The 18,266-nt window shown below is 35.9% G+C and carries 18 protein-coding genes; all 18 read right to left on the bottom strand.

Features of this window, described 5'->3' with window-relative positions; all coding sequences use genetic code 11:
• Positions 1–278: 278 nt before the first annotated feature.
• On the bottom strand, positions 279–587 hold the full coding sequence (gene fliE, locus FSZ17_RS09865) for a flagellar hook-basal body complex protein FliE (RefSeq protein WP_057769851.1): 309 nt from the start codon (positions 585–587) through the stop codon (positions 279–281).
• Positions 588–600: 13 nt separating this feature from the next.
• Positions 601–1,059, bottom strand: coding sequence for a flagellar basal body rod protein FlgC (gene flgC / locus FSZ17_RS09860; RefSeq protein ID WP_057769849.1), 459 nt, complete (start codon positions 1,057–1,059; stop codon positions 601–603).
• A 2-nt stretch (positions 1,060–1,061) separates the two neighbouring features.
• Entirely contained in the window at positions 1,062–1,457 is a 396-nt protein-coding gene (gene flgB, locus FSZ17_RS09855) for a flagellar basal body rod protein FlgB (RefSeq protein ID WP_057769848.1), read from the bottom strand.
• A 401-nt stretch (positions 1,458–1,858) separates the two neighbouring features.
• Positions 1,859–2,638 carry a GTP-sensing pleiotropic transcriptional regulator CodY gene (gene codY, locus FSZ17_RS09850; RefSeq protein ID WP_057769847.1) on the bottom strand — a complete coding sequence of 260 codons (780 nt, stop codon included), beginning with the start codon at positions 2,636–2,638 and terminating at the stop codon, positions 1,859–1,861.
• A 100-nt stretch (positions 2,639–2,738) separates the two neighbouring features.
• Entirely contained in the window at positions 2,739–4,145 is a 1,407-nt protein-coding gene (hslU, locus tag FSZ17_RS09845) for an ATP-dependent protease ATPase subunit HslU (protein WP_057769845.1), read from the bottom strand.
• 18 nt (positions 4,146–4,163) lie between these two features.
• Positions 4,164–4,706, bottom strand: coding sequence for an ATP-dependent protease subunit HslV (gene hslV / locus FSZ17_RS09840; protein ID WP_057769843.1), 543 nt, complete (start codon positions 4,704–4,706; stop codon positions 4,164–4,166).
• A 77-nt stretch (positions 4,707–4,783) separates the two neighbouring features.
• Positions 4,784–5,686, bottom strand: coding sequence for a tyrosine recombinase XerC (gene xerC / locus FSZ17_RS09835; protein WP_057769841.1), 903 nt, complete (start codon positions 5,684–5,686; stop codon positions 4,784–4,786).
• 55 nt (positions 5,687–5,741) lie between these two features.
• Positions 5,742–7,055, bottom strand: a complete 1,314-nt coding sequence (gene trmFO / locus FSZ17_RS09830) for an FADH(2)-oxidizing methylenetetrahydrofolate--tRNA-(uracil(54)-C(5))-methyltransferase TrmFO (protein WP_057769839.1) — start codon at positions 7,053–7,055, stop codon at positions 5,742–5,744.
• A gap of 171 nt (positions 7,056–7,226) precedes the next feature.
• Positions 7,227–9,302, bottom strand: a complete 2,076-nt coding sequence (topA, locus tag FSZ17_RS09825) for a type I DNA topoisomerase (protein ID WP_057769837.1) — start codon at positions 9,300–9,302, stop codon at positions 7,227–7,229.
• 660 nt (positions 9,303–9,962) lie between these two features.
• Positions 9,963–10,832 (bottom strand): DNA-processing protein DprA, encoded by an 870-nt coding sequence (gene dprA / locus FSZ17_RS09820; protein WP_057769835.1) that lies wholly within the window; start codon positions 10,830–10,832, stop codon positions 9,963–9,965.
• Positions 10,833–10,926: 94 nt separating this feature from the next.
• Positions 10,927–11,829, bottom strand: a complete 903-nt coding sequence (gene sucD / locus FSZ17_RS09815; RefSeq protein ID WP_057769833.1) for a succinate--CoA ligase subunit alpha — start codon at positions 11,827–11,829, stop codon at positions 10,927–10,929.
• Between the two features lie 23 nt (positions 11,830–11,852).
• Positions 11,853–13,013 (bottom strand): ADP-forming succinate--CoA ligase subunit beta, encoded by a 1,161-nt coding sequence (sucC, locus tag FSZ17_RS09810; RefSeq protein WP_057769831.1) that lies wholly within the window; start codon positions 13,011–13,013, stop codon positions 11,853–11,855.
• A gap of 183 nt (positions 13,014–13,196) precedes the next feature.
• Positions 13,197–13,484: an EscU/YscU/HrcU family type III secretion system export apparatus switch protein gene (locus tag FSZ17_RS09805; protein ID WP_057769828.1), complete on the bottom strand. Its 288-nt coding sequence runs from the start codon at positions 13,482–13,484 to the stop codon at positions 13,197–13,199.
• A complete protein-coding gene (locus FSZ17_RS09800) occupies positions 13,481–15,148 on the bottom strand; it encodes a hypothetical protein (RefSeq protein WP_057769826.1) in 1,668 nt (555 codons plus the stop codon). Before FSZ17_RS09800 ends, FSZ17_RS09805 begins: the two co-directional genes overlap by 4 nt.
• Positions 15,149–15,160: 12 nt before the next feature.
• On the bottom strand, positions 15,161–15,940 hold the full coding sequence (locus FSZ17_RS09795) for a ribonuclease HII (RefSeq protein WP_057769823.1): 780 nt from the start codon (positions 15,938–15,940) through the stop codon (positions 15,161–15,163).
• Positions 15,941–16,129: 189 nt separating this feature from the next.
• Entirely contained in the window at positions 16,130–17,005 is an 876-nt protein-coding gene (gene ylqF / locus FSZ17_RS09790; protein WP_057769821.1) for a ribosome biogenesis GTPase YlqF, read from the bottom strand.
• 48 nt (positions 17,006–17,053) lie between these two features.
• Complete coding sequence (gene lepB / locus FSZ17_RS09785) at positions 17,054–17,605, bottom strand: signal peptidase I (protein ID WP_057769819.1); 552 nt, start codon at positions 17,603–17,605, stop codon at positions 17,054–17,056.
• 234 nt (positions 17,606–17,839) lie between these two features.
• Positions 17,840–18,184, bottom strand: a complete 345-nt coding sequence (gene rplS, locus FSZ17_RS09780; protein WP_057769817.1) for a 50S ribosomal protein L19 — start codon at positions 18,182–18,184, stop codon at positions 17,840–17,842.
• Between the last annotated feature and the right edge of the window lie 82 nt (positions 18,185–18,266).

The raw sequence follows: 18,266 nt of genomic DNA, 5'->3' as shown, positions 1-18,266 counted from the left end.
CTAATAACCGCAAATGATTAGTTTTTAGCCTTAAATTAATATAAATGAGTTATGCTTTTAAGATTTGAGAACTGTTTAGTTCCAGTGCGTATAGGCTCACTTGCTAATAACACAACGTCCTCCCAAAAGATGGCTTTTAGGAGGGCGATATTTGGCTAACGAAGCTTGCCTTGTCCTTTTGCAGCGTCAGTACTAGTACGTCCTAAAGTTTGAGATCATAAGTCAATTTATTTCAACTTTTGCTTCTCGCCCCTTAATAATTCTTTTCCGATTTTCTTTTAAACTTGCATTCTCATTATTTCTTGATAAGCCTCAATTACTTTATTACGAATTTCTAACGTCGCTTGTAAGGAAATGCTAGCTTTTTGTGATGCGATCATTACTTGATGCAAATCTACATTTTCACCTCTTACAAGTTTTTCAGTCATATTATCGGAGTTTACTTGAAGTTCATTTACATTATTAATTGATTCCTTCAAAACGGACGCAAAACTCTTATGTGCTTCGTATGGTGTATATGTATGAGTCTTTTGATTTTCTTGAGGCTTAAGTACATGGCTAACGGATGGCAGTCCAACAGTATTCATTTTTTACTCCCCTTTATCTCCCAATTTCTAATGCTTTCATCATCATGCTTTTAGAAGCGTTAAAAACTGTAACATTGGCTTCATACGATCTCGTTGCACTCATTAAATCGACCATCTCTTTCAACGGATCAACATTAGGAAGTTCAACATACCCTTCATCATTTGCGTCAGGATGCTCTGGATTATAAACAAGCTTAAATGGAGTCTGATCCTCAACAATTCTTGTCACCTTTACACCATTTCCAACCGTTTGCGAATCTGACCGATTCATTGCCTTATTTAGGTAGTTAGAAAACTGTGCTTCCTTCGGCTCAAGTACTACCGCTTTACGTCTGTACGGCTGCCATTCGCCATTTTCAATTTTTGATCGTGTTGAATCAATATTTGCCATATTTGAAGAAATAACGTCCATTCTTAGCCTCTGGGCTGACAAGGCTGAGGCAGTGTTATTCATACTATGAAATATTGACATAACTATTTACCTCCTCTTATCACATTTTGTAAGCTAGAAAATTTCCCGTTCATTCTTTCAATCAAAGCATTGTAATAAATTTGGTTACTAGCTAAGTCTGTCATCTCATTATCGATATCAACGCTATTTCCATTATGATTGTATGACACATTTTTCCGATTAATAATCCCCGAGGCCGTAGGTGAGGTCCCCTTGAAATCAAAATGCCTATCGTCAGTTCGATTTGCACCTAATGATTGATTCACTGCTGTTTGTAATGTGTCTTTAAAGCTTACATCCTTTGCTTTATAGCCTGGAGTTGATTCATTTGCAATATTTTGTGAGATTACTTTTTGTTTTAGAGATGAATAATTTAAACCATTTTCAATGGTGTCAATCGTACTTGAAAACAACTTCATTAAACGCACCTCGTTTTTTTCTTTCCGGATAAATTCTACTAGTTATGTAGAAATTTGCTGATAAAGGAAATATAATGTCGTCTAAAATATATTGTAATGAATATGAAATAATATGTCTATGTAAGTATGGTTACTTTTAACATGACCTTATACCCATTTTTAATTATAAAATGTAAAACTTTGTGAAGAAACATTAAACCCTTGTAAATATTTACAAATTTTCGAACAATATACGATTACTTCTAGGTTTCTATTAGTAAAAAAGACCCATTAAGAACAGTCTATTATAGTAAAATCAATAATTGCAAACATTATAGTAATATTTTTTTTGTAACAAACAAGAAATAAAAAAAACACTCTTCTTTCGACAAGAAGAGTGTTTTTTTTTAATAAGCATATTCTTAGTTTGATTTGAGTTTATCCAATTCAAATAAAAACTTGTCATTCAATACCTTAATATATGTTCCCTTCATCCCTAGAGATCTAGATTCAATGACACCAGCACTTTCTAATTTCCTTAAAGCATTTACGATTACTGATCTTGTAATTCCAACGCGATCGGCAATTTTTGAAGCTACTAGCAAGCCTTCATTTCCATTTAATTCCTCGAAAATATGTTCAATTGCTTCAAGTTCACTATAAGAAAGAGAACTGATTGCCATTTGAACGACAGCTTTACTTCTAGCTTCCTCTTCAATTTCTTCGGATTTTTCACGTAGGATTTCCATCCCTACTACTGTTGCTCCATATTCAGCAAGAATTAAGTCGTCATCATGGAACTGTTCATTTAATCTCGCAAGGATAAGTGTGCCTAGACGCTCTCCTCCACCAATAATTGGAACGATTGTTGTTAATCCTGTGCTGAAAAGCTCTTTATTTTCAACAGGGAATGCAGAATAATCACTTTCCACTCCTAAGTTAGGCGAAGTTTCTTTTATATTAAAGAGATTATTTGTATATTCTTCTGGGAATTGACGATCTGCAATCATTTGTTTCATACGGTCATTTTCAATTTGTTGATTAACTGCGAATCCTAATAATTTCCCACGACGGCTAACAACAAAAGTATTGGCAGTAATTACATCACTTAATGTTTCTGACATTTCTTTAAAGTTTACTGGTTTCCCAGCTGCTCTTTGAAGCATTGCATTAATTTTTCTTGTTCTTGTTAATAAATCCATTGATTTTTCCTCCAATTTGCTTAACATAATAGCTGTTTATTTTATCTTGATTCCCGGAGTCTAGTTTGTCTATCCATTCACAAATAATTTAACACAAATTTTACAAAATAAATTGGCTCAAATCTTTGTTACGAGATATAGCTCCTAATTTTTCCTCAACATATTGAGGAGTAATCATAATTTTCTCCATTGTAACCTCTGGAGCTTCAAAAGATAAGTCTTCCAATAATTTTTCCATAATCGTGTGTAAACGACGTGCTCCGATATTATCTGTATTTTGATTTACATCAAATGCAAATTCAGCAATCCTACGTATAGCATCGTCAGAAAATTCAATTTCTATACCTTCAGTTTCCAATAATGCTTGATATTGTTTAATTAAAGCATTATCTGGCTCAACTAAAATACTAAAAAAGTCTTCTACAGTAAGCTTTGTCAATTCTACACGGATTGGAAAACGCCCTTGTAATTCAGGAATTAAATCTGATGGCTTTGCCATATGAAATGCACCTGCAGCCATAAACAGAACATGATCTGTTTTTACGGTACCGTATTTAGTTACGACAGTAGAGCCCTCCACTACTGGGAGTATGTCTCTCTGCACACCCTCACGTGATACATCAGCAGATGATCCACCATTATTTTTGCTTGCAATTTTATCGATTTCATCAATAAAGATGATACCAGATTGCTCTGCACGAAAAACAGCTTCTTGGGTCACTTCATCCATATCAATAAGTTTTTGTGCCTCTTCATTGGTTAATACCTTTCTTGCTTCACTAACAGTTAGTTTTCTTTTCTTCCTGCGTTTAGGAATTAACCCGCCGAGCGCATCTTGCATATTCATTCCCATTTGTTCCATACCAGAACCTTGAAGCATATCAAACATTGAAGGCTGCTGTTCTTCAAGCTCTACTGTAATAAATTCATTTTCAAGCTCACCAAGTGCTAGTTTCTCCTTCACAACTTTGCGTTTAGCTTGAATTCCCATGTCATCCGACTCAGTTGTTTCTTGATCTGAGTGATTATTATTGCCACCAAAAAGCATTTCAAGAGGATTTTTATAGTTTGCAGTCTTCTTATTAGATGGTACTAATAATTCTACTATAATGCGATTCGCACTTTCTTCAGCACGTTCTTTTACGCTTGTCATTTTCTCTTCTTTTACCAAGCGTACTGATGTTTCAACAAGGTCTCTAACCATTGATTCAACATCTCTTCCAACATACCCTACCTCTGTAAACTTTGTAGCCTCAACCTTTATAAATGGAGCCCCTACTAGCTTTGCCATTCGACGTGCAATTTCTGTTTTCCCGACACCAGTAGGACCAATCATCAATATATTTTTGGGACTGATTTCATCACGAAGCCTTTCATCAAGCAGTCCTCGTCGATATCTATTTCTTAGTGCAACTGCAACTGCTTTTTTGGCATTTTTTTGACCAATAATGAATTGATCTAGCTTTTCAACGATTTGACGGGGTGTTAAATTCGTACCTTTAACCATCGATCAGCACACCTTCCCTTAAAGTTCTTCCACAATAATATTGTGATTTGTATAAACACATATTTCAGCTGCCATTTCTAATGAAGCCTTGGCAATCTCTTTTGCAGATAAGTGATCTCCAGCATATCGTTTTAACGACCTGCCAGCAGCCAACGCATAATTTCCCCCAGAGCCAATTGCTAAAACTCCATCATCCGGTTCAATAACCTCACCTGTTCCGGAAATAAGTAGCAAGCTTTCGCTATTCATAACAATTAACATAGCTTCTAATTTACGCAAAACCTTATCGCTTCTCCACTGCTTAGCTAGCTCAACTGCTGCTCTTTGCAAATTACCATTGTATTCTTCAAGTTTTCCCTCAAACATTTCAAATAAAGTGAAAGCATCGGCAACTGAACCTGCAAAACCAGCAAGCACTTTTCCATTAAAAAGCTTTCGGACTTTACGTGCTGTATGCTTCATTACCACTGCATTTCCAAATGTAACTTGACCGTCTCCAGCCATAGCACAATTTCCTTTATGGTTGACCGCAAAAATAGTTGTTGCATGGAATTGAGACATAATATACTCCTCCTTTGCAGTTAATACAATACACCAACCTTGTTCGTTCAATGGAATGTATCAAGCCAACTTTACAGCTATGCTCTTGGATGGTGTGCCATGTATGATTTTCTTAAATACTCACTTGTTACATGTGTGTATACTTGTGTCGATGACAAAAAGGCATGACCTAACAACTCTTGAACCGTTCTCATATCCGCTCCATTTGCTAATAAGTGCGTAGCAAAGGAGTGCCTAAGCATATGAGGATGTATACGACCATTCAATGCAGATTGCTCAATTAGCTTATTGAGAATATGCCTAATACCTCGAGGTGTTAATGGACCTCCACGATAATTTAAAAACAAGTACTCGTTTGGCGAATTCTTTGCAAGCAAGCTTTTTCGACCATTTTGTATGTATACGAATAATGCGTCGTGTGCAAAGCTTCCAAACGGAATATACCTTTGCTTGTTGCCCTTCCCATGAACCAATACAGTTGATAGTTGCATATCAATGTCCTTCATTCGAATTTGACTGCATTCGCTCACACGGATACCAGTAGCATATAAAAGCTCCAATAATGCTTTATCTCTTTGCCCTAATAGAGTTTCCGATTCACATGCATTAAATAACTCTTTCATTTCCTCTTCATAAAAAAATTCCGGAAGCTTTTTTTCAGCCTTAGGAATTGATGCAAGAGCAAAGGGATTTTCACTAACAATTTTCTCTCTGACGAGGAACTTAAAAAAACTTCTTAAGCAAGAGATTTTTCGGGCAACAGTTTTTCTAGCAAATTTTTCTTCATAAAGCCTTGTTAAATAAAGACGGACATCAATATACTTGACATCTTCTAAATTTTTTATTGCTTGTTCAAATGTGAACATAAAGAATTCTTGAATATCATGTTGATAATGCTCAATGGTATATTGTGAATAATTTTTTTCAATTTGTAAATATTCAATAAACAATTTTAACGAATTGTTCACATTTTGGTCCATCATTATCACCTCACAAGGGCTTCTAAATAGTAACACATTTTAGAAGCCCTTGCAATTAAATACCCTTATTTTTCGCAAAGTTCTGAATTGTTTCCAGCGCTCTGTTAGCATGTTGTTCATTTCGTTCTTTCTTCCCTTTAATTTTTTCAGGAAGATCTGGCAGTAAGCCGAAATTAGCATTCATTGGCTGAAAGCTTTTTTGATTTGCGGAAGTTATATAACGCGCCATACTTCCAAGGGTTGATTCATGAGGAAACTCGAGTAATTCTTCCCCTTTAACAAGTCGAGCTGCGTTTATTCCAGCCACCAATCCACTTGCTGCTGATTCTACATATCCTTCAACACCCGTCATTTGCCCTGCAAAAAATAAATTTTCACGGTTGCGGAATTGATAGGTTGGTTTCAACACCTTTGGAGAGTTAATGAATGTATTGCGGTGCATAACACCATATCGAACAATTTCTGCATTTTCTAAACCCGGAATCAATTGTATAACTTCTTTTTGCGGGCCCCATTTTAAATGAGTCTGGAATCCAACGATATTATATAAGGTCCCTGCAGCATCATCTTGCCGCAGCTGAACAACTGCATATGGTCTTTTACCAGTCTTAGGATCCTCTAAACCGACAGGCTTCATAGGGCCGAACAGCATCGTTTTCTTACCTCTGTTAGCCATGACCTCAATCGGCATACAACCTTCAAAAAAGATTTCTTTTTCAAATTCTTTTAATGGTACTGTTTCAGCATCTACTAATGCTTCATAAAATATATTGAATTCTTCCTCTGTCATTGGACAATTTAAATATGCAGCTTCACCTTTATCATATCGTGATTTTAAATAAACCTTATCCATATTGATGGATTCCTTTTCAATTATGGGTGCTGCTGCATCATAAAAATATAAATATTCTTCACCTGATAATTCTTTTAATTTTGAAGAAAGTGCCTCACTCGTTAAAGGCCCAGTAGCAACGATTGTCGGTCCTTCTGGAATCTCAGTTACCTCTTCATGAATAACCGTTACATTCGGATGATTTTTTACCTTTTCAGTAACAAGTGCTGCAAACTCGTGACGATCAACAGCTAAAGCCCCTCCTGCTGGAACCGAGCAAGCATCTGCCGAATTAATAATAACTGAATTTAACATTCTCATTTCTTCTTTAAGAACACCTACAGCATTCGTAAGCGTATTGGCACGTAAGGAGTTACTACATACCAGCTCAGCGAATTTATCGGTATGATGAGCAGGCGTTTGTTTAACTGGTCTCATCTCATACAGCCGTACAGAAATGCCCCGATTAGCGATTTGCCACGCTGCTTCACTTCCAGCTAGGCCGGCTCCAATGACATTTACAACGATATCTTTCATTTATTAAACCTCCAAATATGCATCTTATTATGATCAAAACTTTCGATCATAATAAAATAATGCTCTATTACTTTACCTTTATCATGCTCAATTTGCAATCAATACAAATTTAATTAACATAATTTTTACTTTACCACTAGAAAAGAGTGAGCCAAATAAGCCCACCCTTTTTTAACTTTGCTTCTCTTCCTTGTAATCACATTCAATACATTGAACCTGGACGCCTTTTTTCAGCTTCTTTTCAATCAAAAGGTTATCACATTTTGGACAACTGCGCGGTAAAGGCTTATCCCAAGAAATAAAGTCACATTCAGGGAACCGATCACATCCGTAAAAAATCCTTCGTTTCTTACTTTTTCTTTCAATTATATTACCTTCTTGACACTTCGAACATTTTACTCCAATATCTTTAACAATCGGTTTCGTATTTCGGCAATCTGGGAAGTTGCTGCAGGCCATAAACTTTCCATAACGTCCCATTTTAAAGACCATAGGATTCCCACATTGCTCACAATCCTCACCAGCTGGTTCATCCTTGATTTCCACTTCTTGCATTTCCTTTTCTGCCTTTTCAAGATGCTTCTCAAAATCACCATAAAAATCATCAATGATTTGAACCCAATTTACTTTTCCTTCTTCAATATAGTCCAAATCTTTTTCCATCTTGGCGGTAAATTCAACGTCAAGAATATCTGGGAAAAATTCAAGAATCAACTCTAAGACGATTTCTCCCAATTCAGTTGGTATAAACCTTTTATTATCCAAAGCTACATAACCACGTTTTTGAATGGTGTCTAAAGTTGGTGCAAATGTTGATGGACGTCCAATACCTAGCTCTTCTAATGTTTTAACAAGTCGAGCTTCAGTATATCTTGGAGGAGGCTGTGTAAAATGCTGTTTTGGATCAATATCTTTTTTTAGAACTTCGTCACCTTCTTTAAGATCCGGAAGCATTCTATCCTTTTCCTCAGCTTGATCGTCCGATCCCTCTACATAGACCTTCATAAAACCTGGGAATTTTACTTTTGAACCAGTTGCTCTAAAAATAACATCCCCATTTTTTAAATCAACACTCATTGTATCCATGATAGCAGAAGCCATTTGACTTGCTACGAAGCGTTCCCAAATGAGCCTATATAAACGCAGTTGATCTCTAGATAGAAATTCTTTAAGGCTTGACGGCTCTCTCATAACACTTGTAGGACGAATAGCTTCATGAGCGTCCTGTGTGTTTGATTTTTTCTTTTCTTTTTTCTTTTCAACTTGCAAAAATTCTTGCCCGTATGTTTTATTAATAAATTGTGTTGCTTCTTCTTGGGCTATTTCCGAAATCCTTGTAGAATCCGTTCTCATATAAGTTATTAATCCGACAGTTCCTTCTTTTCCAAGATCAATTCCTTCATAAAGCTGCTGTGCAAGCATCATCGTTTTTTTGGCTCGGAAATTTAACTTTCTTGCAGCTTCCTGTTGAAGTGATGAAGTTGTAAAAGGAGCAGCTGGATTTCTTTTCCGTTCTTTTTTTGTGACAGTGGAAACCTTAAATTTGTTCCCCTTCATCTTGCTTAATATATCTTGCACTTCTTGATTGGACTTTAATTCCACCTTTTCATTCCCTATTCCATAAAAGGATGCCTCGAAGCTGTCTTTTCCTTTTAAAAAGTCACCTTCAATGGACCAGTACTCTTCAGGAACGAAGGCTTTGATTTCTTTTTCTCGATCTATGATTAGGCGAACAGCTACAGACTGTACCCTTCCTGCACTCAAGCCCTTTTTTACTTTTTTCCATAATAAAGGACTGATATTATACCCTACTAATCGATCGAGAAGTCTCCTTGCTTGTTGAGCATCAACGAGATCCATATTAATTGGTCTTGGATGTTTAAATGATTCCTTGATTGCTTCCTTCGTAATTTCATTAAAAACAACACGGCAATCAGAGGTTATATCCATATTTAGGCTATGAGCCAAATGCCAAGCAATCGCTTCACCTTCACGATCCGGGTCAGCTGCGAGATAAATCTTTTTTGCCTTTTTAGCCGCGGTCTTTAATTCCTTTAGAACAGGACCTTTACCACGAATCGTTATATACTTAGGCTCAAAATGATTTTCAACATCAACACCCATTTGGCTTTTCGGTAAATCTCTGACATGCCCCATAGATGCTTTAACTTTATATTTTTTTCCAAGATAACGCTCAATCGTTTTTGCCTTTGCAGGAGACTCAACGATTACTAAAAACTCTGACATCAATAGTCCTCCTTGAGAGGGGATTTTAAATGTTAAACTTCCCTGTTGATTTCGCCCAATCTACAACAAATTAGCTTTATCAACACTGAGTTTTAACATAGACTTCTTTTAAATAGACTTCTTCTATATTAAATCGCTTAGTGAAGAAAACGTCCGTTTTTGATAAATATTTTACATGAAATTATTTATTATATAAAAATAACCCCGTAAATAAAAATTGCCACGGATTAAATTATAATTGAAAACTTTAATGATTTTTTCATTTTCATGAAATATCCATATTATTGTACAACTCTTTCACCTTTGTCAAACATTATCATGTTATTTAAATGGGTATATTTCAAATTAATCCCATAAAATGAAATGACTCATTCATTTTTCGAACACACGTTGCCCAATATATAACAGTTTTGCAATAATTTCAACCCTTTGAACAATATTATTAGAAAAACTTTGCGTTCGCAATGTCTTTTTTAGCTTTGCCTAGTTTTTCTTATGCGATATTCTTAGAAGACCATTTCTAAGTGGATAAGTTCACTTTAGAGATTATTAACTTTATTTCATTATCTCATTTCATCTTCTTGAATTTTTCACCTTATTCCGAATTTTTGTGTTTTTTAAGAATTATACATCAAATCATTAAGAAAAATACATATATGATCAAAATATTAATTCTTGTAGTATATCTTCAGGAGTTATGATGAGCTTTGCACCCTGTTGTATTAGTTCATTTGTACCGATTGAGTAAGAACTAAAAATATTGCCCGGGAGAGCAAATACTTCCCTTCCTTCTTGAACAGCATAATTAGCAGTAATTAGAGAGCCGCTTTTACTTTTTGCCTGAATTATTAAAATCCCTTTACAAATACCGCTGATTATACGATTTCTCATTGGAAATTGCCATCTTGTAGGACGAATATTAGGAGGATATTCTGAGATAATTAACTGGTTTTTCATCATTTCTGAGGCAAGTTGCTGATTAGTTTGAGGGTAAATATGGAAGAGGCCACCTGCTATTACAGCAATTGTTTTCCCGCCATTCTTAATTGCAGAATGGTGAGCGATTGTATCAATCCCTGAAGCTAGTCCACTTACTATAACAATTCCTTGTTCAATCAATTTTGGTAATAAATAATTTATGGCATTTTCTCCATACTCTGTATGCTGCCTTGCACCTACAACTGCTAGATGAATATCTTTTTTTAGTAAGGTTATATCGCCTTTAGCATATAAAATCCAAGGTGGTTGGTAAGTTTCTTTTAATAATGTTGGATATTCATCATCAAAAATTGTGATAACATTTATTCCATTTATTTTATATTGACGGATTTGATCATGAATTAATCCTGATTGAAGATCATGGAGAATGGAAGAGGATGAGGGGTTATGGATTTGAGTAAAAAAGTCATTATGGGAAAGTTGATAGAGATTTTTAAGCTCGGGGTCACCTTTTAATATTTGAAAAATTGTTTTCCATCCAACTCCTCTACAGTGATGGAGATGTGTAAGTCTTCGTTTAAATTCGTCCATTTATATCCTCCTATTTTTTATTCTAGTCTGTTTAAATAAGATAATGCAGAAATAGCCCCCCTAAAAAGGGGGACTCACTATTCAACTTTATCAATTAATGAGTTTTACATTGTTCGTAAAGGCCTTTTTCTTTAAGAACCTTAATTAGAGTTTCACCCATTACAGAAGGTGTATCTGCTACTTCAATTCCACAAGCATTCATAACGCGGATCTTTTCATCAGCTGTTCCTTTTCCGCCTGAAATGATCGCTCCAGCATGTCCCATACGTTTTCCTGGAGGTGCAGTACGTCCACCAATAAAGCCGACTACAGGCTTCGTCATATTGGTTTTCACCCATTCAGCAGCTTCTTCTTCTGCTGTTCCTCCGATTTCTCCAATCATAATAACTGCATATGTTTCAGGGTCTTCGTTGAATGCCTTTAATACATCGATGAAGTTTGTACCATTAACAGGGTCTCCACCAATTCCTACTGCAGTTGTTTGACCAATTCCAGCTTGAGTTAATTGATGAACTGCCTCGTAAGTTAATGTTCCTGAGCGAGATACAACTCCAACATGCCCCTTCTTGTGGATGTATCCAGGCATAATACCTATCTTACACTCATCAGCAGTAATTACTCCAGGACAGTTAGGACCTACTAGACGAGTCTTCTTGCCTTCCATATAGCGTTTTACTTTAACCATATCTAATACTGGGATATGCTCAGTAATACAGATAGCTAAATCCAATTCAGCATCCACTGCCTCAATAATTGAATCTGCAGCAAATGGTGCTGGAACATAAATAACAGATGCATTGGCACCAGTTGCTTCAACAGCTTCCTTAACTGTATTGAATACTGGTACACCTTCAACTTCTTGACCGCCCTTACCAGGAGAGGTACCGCCAACAATATTAGTACCGTATTCAAGCATTTGTTTTGTATGGAAACGGGCTGTTCCACCTGTTATCCCTTGCACAATAACCTTCGTATCTTTATTAATAAAAACGCTCACGTTAATTCCCCTTTCTCTAGATCCTATTTCACTAATGAAACAATTTTTTGTGCGCCGTCAGCCATGGATTCAGCAGCTGTAATATTAAGGCCAGACTCGGATAGGATTTTCTTACCTAAATCCACGTTTGTTCCTTCCAAACGAACGACAAGAGGAATACTAAGTCCAACTTGTTTCGCTGCTTCAACTACACCCTCTGCAATAACATCACACTTCATGATTCCACCAAAGATATTAACAAAAATACCTTTTACATTTGGATCTGAAAGGATAATTTTAAATGCTTCTGTAACTTTTTCTGCAGTCGCGCCGCCCCCAACATCAAGGAAGTTGGCAGGTTCTCCGCCATAATGTTTAACGATATCCATTGTTGCCATGGCAAGACCTGCACCATTAACCATACAACCAATGTTTCCATCTAAAGCTATATAGCTTAAATCATATTTTGAAGCCTCAATTTCTTTTGAATCTTCTTCTTCAAGATCACGATATTCTAAAATATCTTTTTGACGATAAAGTGCATTAGAATCAAAATTTAATTTTGCATCCAATGCCATGACTTTCCCATCACCAGTAACAACTAATGGATTAATTTCAGCAATAGAGCAATCCTTTTCAATATAAGCGTTGTATAAACCAGTCATAAACTTCACAGCTTGATTCACTAATTCTTTTGGAATATTGATATTGAATGCAAGACGTCGTGCTTGGTATGGCATTAAACCAAGAACTGGATCAATTTGTTCTTTAAAAATCTTTTCTGGCGTCTTTTCAGCTACCTCTTCAATTTCAGTACCGCCTTCTTCAGATCCCATTAGTACAACATGGGAAGTAGCACGATCTAATACTAAACCAATATAGTATTCCTTTTTTATGTCACAGCCTTCTTCGATTAAAAGGCGCTTAACCTCTTTTCCTTCAGGTCCTGTTTGATGAGTAACAAGCGTTTTTCCTAAAATTTCATTTGCATATGTACGGACTTCATCTAAATTCTTTGCTACCTTTACACCGCCAGCTTTCCCGCGACCCCCAGCATGAATTTGTGCCTTAACAACACAAACATCAGTGCCTAGTTCTTTTGCAGCTTCAACTGCTTCCTCAACTGTAAAAGCCACTTTGCCATTTGGAACTGCTACCCCATATTTTCTGAGGACCTCTTTACCTTGGTACTCATGTATATTCATTTCCATCCTCCTATCAAACTCTTCAAAAAGTAGACTGCGATTTCATTTTATTAGATGACACTAACCTTGTCCACCTTTATTAGGGAAATATTATTTTTCTTTTAATATTTCTAAATTCATTAGGTAAAATCAGCTAAAAAATAGCTCATTAATTTCATTTTTAATAAAATAATTACCTTCTTGTTATTTTTTCCCTCCTGCCAATTGGTCAGTTTTGTATACAAATGCGAAAACCTCTGCTACTGCTTGATAAAGCTCTTCAGGAATCTGCTCATTTATATTCAGTTTTCCTAACAGCTCTATTAATGATGGATCTTCTTGTATAGGAATATTATGTTCTTTTGCTCGTTCAAGTATGTTTTCAGCAATAAAACCTTGCCCTTTAGCTGAAATGTATGGGGCATCTTTTCCGTTTCTATCATAGGTTAAGGCTATCGCCTCTTTTCTCATTTTATATTCCTTCGGATTCATATTCGAAAATCCACCCCATTGTATTTATTTGGCACAATAATAGTAGACGGATTGGTAAATTGGTCACTCAACTTTCCATTTATCGCCTTTTTGCTCTCAGTGGTTCTGTTATACGTGACGGAAGACAGATGATAATTTAGTTGGGCCAAGCTCTCTTTTAATTGAGCCACAAACGGTGTAGCAATTACCTTTAAATCCTTTCGATCATTCGTTATAAATATATTTATGACTCTGTTTTGGACTTGTAAATCTACAATCGTTTCTTTTAAATGATCAAGATTTAAATAAAAAAGTACTCGGCAATAATTAGGGTCTATCTTTCCGTATTTAGATTTCCTACCACTCCACTGCATCGTCATATCCAATTTTTTATCCCAAAATGTAATTGGAAGCTGGAAAACATATTGTTGAACAGGCCCCACTTCCTGCGAGAGAACCTGATACCCAGTTATTTTTAACAAAAGCTTTTCGGCGGCGTCTTTAAATGGGGCAGAGGGTTCATCTTTTAAAAATTGCATAAGAAGGGGCTTTAGCATCTCAATTTTATTGTTCTCTTCTTGATTTTGATTATTTATTAACTTTGCAGCTTCATTTTCATAAGAAAAGCCAATTTTTTGAATTAAATTTTTCAATTGATCTTTTACCACATGTGCATCTACAGGCTTTATACTATCGAGAACTTCTCTCTTAATGCTTGTTAGCAACTCCTGCTCCTTGGAAGAAAGCTTTGTTTCTGCACCAGAACCTTCCAACGAAAGAAGCTGAGTAAATTTGACTAAAGCATCATCACGATTTTTACTTAGGGTAGACAATAAGGATTGGACTTCAGTTTGTATTTTTTTATTTGCAATAAGGATATTATTGCTATTTTTAGGCTGCTCTGTACTAAATTCCAGCCCCTCTTTTGCGGTTGTTTCCTTTAAAAAAAATCCAAGGTCCTGTAAAAGTTTCATTGCTGTTTCGGATTTTACTGGATCTTGTATTCCTTGTGCCTCTTTAATAAGAGTTGAGAGAGCCAAATTAATTGTTCGTTCTTTTTCAGTCATACTCATTTCATTAATCATAGATAACAGTCTTGTACTAGTAATAGTAGTAGTATGATTTTTTAATAGCGTTTGAAGGTTTTCTAACAATGTTAAAAACGAGTCATCTTTGATTATTGACGTGATAGATTGGAAAACACTTTCAGTAAATGGCAATTGTTTGGAATAAAGTGCACTTATTGCTTGGAGGCTATCTTGAATGGACTGACTGCTTTTTATCCATTCAGCAGCAGTTCTGATTGTTTCTTTCGTTATTGGAAGCTGCTCTTTTACAAAATGTTGCAAAAGAGCAATATTCTCCTTTGTTTCTGGAAGAGAAAATTGTTTTAGTAAATCTCCAACCAATAGCTGCTTTTCGTTTGTTCCCTGTGTATCTAAAACCTTTAAGTGAACCTTTCCTTCAGCTGATTCAACTTGAAACCATTGGTTTTCATTTACTGTTAAGGGGATTTCTAATTGCGCAAGCACCTTATGAGAACCGACTTGCACTTCAGCGATTTGATTTGGGTAAAGCTTTAATACCTTCCCACTAAAAATCTGTCCGGTTCTAAAGGTCAAAGCTTTATTATCACTTAAATAATTCTGTTTAAGTAGAGAATGTATAATGTTCGATGTTTGCACAAAATCACCTTCTTACTTTACTTCTATTACGAAATCCTTTATGGGAGCAAAGCTTCTACGATGGTGGGGGGTTATTCCAAACTTTTTAATAGCGTTTAGATGTTCCTTCGTTCCATACCCCATGTTTTGAGAGAATCCGTATTGGGGAAATTCCATTCCTAATTTAATCATCATCCGATCGCGTGTTACTTTTGCTACAATTGAAGCAGCGGCAATCGAAATACTTTTTCCGTCACCTTTAATAATTGCTTCCTGTGGATAAGGAGCCATGAGTTTTACTGCATCAATTAGGAGGAAATCCGGCTTGGTTTTAAGCCCGGCTATTGCGGTAAGCATGGCTTTTTTCGATGCTTCCAAAATATTAATATGATCAATTTCCTCTACATTAATGATACCTATACTTATTGACACTGCCTCTCGATTAATAATCTCAAAAAATGCATTTCTTTTTTGTTCAGATAGCTTTTTGGAATCATCTAATCCAGGCAAATAAAAAGTGGGTGGTAAGATAACAGTTGCTGCAACAACAGGTCCTGCGAGTGGTCCTCTTCCAACCTCATCTATTCCAGCAATGTTTTCGAAGCCCTGACTTCTGTAATTATTCTCATACTTTGTCATTTCCAAATATTTTTCATATGCTTTCTGCTCTGATTCTTGTTGAGAATACCATTTTTTTAAAAGCTGCTGGACGCCTTTTCTTTCGTCTTTTTCTATATGTCTAATAAAATCGCTAGTTCGGTCTTTTACTAAAGAAAGATTTTGTTCAATCTCTCGAATTGTTAGTTTTTCCACGAGGCTTCTCCTTCAATTCCATAGTCTATGTATCGGCTTATTTAAATAAATATTTAGAGGATGACTCTGGTTAGCTTTGGCCCTTCTCTACATATACTGTGTATTTTGGATATTGATTAAATCCAATTTACGATATATAGCTTTGGGTTAATGCTCCATTTGAGTCATCCTCTATGGATTTTGATTTATTTACTTTTCTAATTCAGTAATTGTGATCAAATCTTCAGGTTTTTCTAATGTTATTGGTCCTAATTTTTCCGTTCGAAAATCCCTAATAATGAGTTCGGTTACTTTATCGTAATCTATTTCTCCTCTTCCCATTAAACAGCCACGAAGTTTTCCAATCTCATCAAATAATTCTACAATATCCTCTGGAATAACTTCTAGACTATAACGTTCCTTCATTCGTTCAGGGTAGTTTTTTTCAAGGAATCGAAGAGCATATACAGCTATATCTTGTAAATTTAATATTGTATCTTTAATCGCACCCGTAAGTGCAAGCTTTAAACCAACCTCTTGATCTTCAAACTTTGGCCAAAGAATTCCTGGCGTATCGAGAAGTTCCAATTCTTTTCCTACCTTAATCCATTGCTGTGCTTTTGTGACTCCAGGTGTATTTCCTGTTTTTGCCAAATTCCTTTTCGCTAGCCTATTAATGAGCGTTGACTTTCCAGCATTCGGAATACCTACTATCATTGCACGAATAGCCCTAGGTTTTACCCCTTTTGCCTTCATTCGATCAAATTTTTCCTTTAAAATTTCTTGGGATGCGGCAACAATTTCTTTCATTCCTTGTCCCGCCTGTGAATTAATAGCTATAGCTTTTAATCCTTGTTCGTTAAAATAATTTACCCATTGCCTTGTCTTTTCCTTATCAGCCATATCAGCCTTATTTAAAAGAATGATTCGTGGTTTATGCTGAATGATTTCATCAATCATCGGATTGCGAGAAGAATAGGGAATTCTAGCATCCACCAGTTCATAGATAATATCCACTAGCTTTAGTTTTTCCGTAACTTGCCTTCTGGCCTTTGCCATGTGCCCGGGAAACCATTGAATAGTCATAGCTGTCACCTCCCAATGCGACATAATTATTATTAAGTAAAAAAATCTTTATTTTATAATTTGAATATCTTCAATTGGCCAATAAATAATGCCTGTATTACCTAGTACTTTATCCATAGGAACAGTGCCAATATGACGGCTATCCTTACTGAATCTCCTGTTATCTCCCATAACAAAAAGATGGCCCTCCGGTACCGTTTCCTGCCCAATCTTTTCCTCAAGAGTAAATGGTTCAGTTAATGGACCGTCTATGACTTCTTTTTTATATTCATCTAAATATGGCTCATCATACGCCTTGCCATTAACATATAGGGTGTCATCTTTATATTCAATGCGATCTCCTGGCAAACCAATTACCCTTTTTATGTAATCCTTATTTTCAGGTGCATGAAAAACGATAATATCGAACCTTTCTGGCTTTCCAATTTTATAGCCTAACTTATTTACGATCATCCGATCCTGATCATGCAAAGTTGGCATCATTGAAAGCCCATCAACTACAATCGGCGCGAATAAAAAGTAACGAATAATAGCTGCTAATAATACTGCAATAATAAGGGCTTTTGACCATTCCCATAATTCATTTTTCTTTTTTGTCATTTATTCCTCCACCAATCTTCCGTAAAATAATTGCTTTCAGCTAAAGGATTAGTATTATCAAGCTTGTTAATACAGTCTTTCAAATACATATGTATACTCTTGCTATATTAATTGTACAAAAATCAATCAAAACAGTCATGGTTGGAGCCTTATGTATTTATTATTTAACAATTATGTAATATTATTAGCTAAGAAAAAGGAGCTTGTAGAACAAGCTCCTTTCTTTTTTTCATATTATCGAATTTCTTTAATACGAGCTTTTTTACCACGTAGGTTACGTAGGTAGTAAAGTTTCGCACGGCGCACTTTACCGCGGCGAAGTACTTCAAGCTTCGCAATCTTTGGTGTGTTAACAGGGAATGTACGCTCAACGCCTACACCATAAGAAATCTTACGAACTGTAAAAGTTTCGCTGATACCACCACCACGACGCTTGATCACAACTCCTTCGTATACCTGGATACGCTCACGAGTTCCCTCAACAATACTCACGTGTACACGTACAGTATCACCAGGACGGAACGCAGGCATATCAGTACGAAGTTGTTCTTTTGTGATCTCTTCGATTAATTTATGCATCGTTTTCAACTCCTTCCAACAGATGCTCATGCACACACTTTCCTCTAATTGCAGCGGAACATCTTAATAAGACAAAATCTGA

It is taken from the genome of Cytobacillus dafuensis, from assembly GCF_007995155.1.
Classification (GTDB): Bacteria; Bacillota; Bacilli; order Bacillales; family Cytobacillaceae; genus Cytobacillus; species Cytobacillus dafuensis.
The sequence above is the reverse complement of the archived record's forward strand: the minus strand, read 5'-3'. Positions and strand labels throughout refer to the sequence as shown.

Excerpts from the sequence above, each read along its gene's own strand:
- FSZ17_RS09805 (WP_057769828.1), bottom strand. The coding sequence starts at position 13,484 with ATGAATCCGAAGGAATATAAAATGAGAAAAGAGGCGATAGCCTTAACC.
- lepB (WP_057769819.1), bottom strand. The coding sequence starts at position 17,605 with ATGACAAAAAAGAAAAATGAATTATGGGAATGGTCAAAAGCCCTTATT.
- codY (WP_057769847.1), bottom strand. The coding sequence starts at position 2,638 with ATGGATTTATTAACAAGAACAAGAAAAATTAATGCAATGCTTCAAAGA.
- flgB (WP_057769848.1), bottom strand. The coding sequence starts at position 1,457 with ATGAAGTTGTTTTCAAGTACGATTGACACCATTGAAAATGGTTTAAAT.
- flgC (WP_057769849.1), bottom strand. The coding sequence starts at position 1,059 with ATGTCAATATTTCATAGTATGAATAACACTGCCTCAGCCTTGTCAGCC.
- hslV (WP_057769843.1), bottom strand. The coding sequence starts at position 4,706 with ATGTCTCAATTCCATGCAACAACTATTTTTGCGGTCAACCATAAAGGA.
- xerC (WP_057769841.1), bottom strand. The coding sequence starts at position 5,686 with ATGGACCAAAATGTGAACAATTCGTTAAAATTGTTTATTGAATATTTA.
- topA (WP_057769837.1), bottom strand. The coding sequence starts at position 9,302 with ATGTCAGAGTTTTTAGTAATCGTTGAGTCTCCTGCAAAGGCAAAAACG.
- sucC (WP_057769831.1), bottom strand. The coding sequence starts at position 13,013 with ATGAATATACATGAGTACCAAGGTAAAGAGGTCCTCAGAAAATATGGG.
- hslU (WP_057769845.1), bottom strand. The coding sequence starts at position 4,145 with ATGGTTAAAGGTACGAATTTAACACCCCGTCAAATCGTTGAAAAGCTA.
- dprA (WP_057769835.1), bottom strand. The coding sequence starts at position 10,832 with ATGGACGAATTTAAACGAAGACTTACACATCTCCATCACTGTAGAGGA.
- fliE (WP_057769851.1), bottom strand. The coding sequence starts at position 587 with ATGAATACTGTTGGACTGCCATCCGTTAGCCATGTACTTAAGCCTCAA.
- rplS (WP_057769817.1), bottom strand. The coding sequence starts at position 18,184 with ATGCATAAATTAATCGAAGAGATCACAAAAGAACAACTTCGTACTGAT.
- ylqF (WP_057769821.1), bottom strand. The coding sequence starts at position 17,005 with ATGACTATTCAATGGTTTCCCGGGCACATGGCAAAGGCCAGAAGGCAA.
- trmFO (WP_057769839.1), bottom strand. The coding sequence starts at position 7,055 with ATGAAAGATATCGTTGTAAATGTCATTGGAGCCGGCCTAGCTGGAAGT.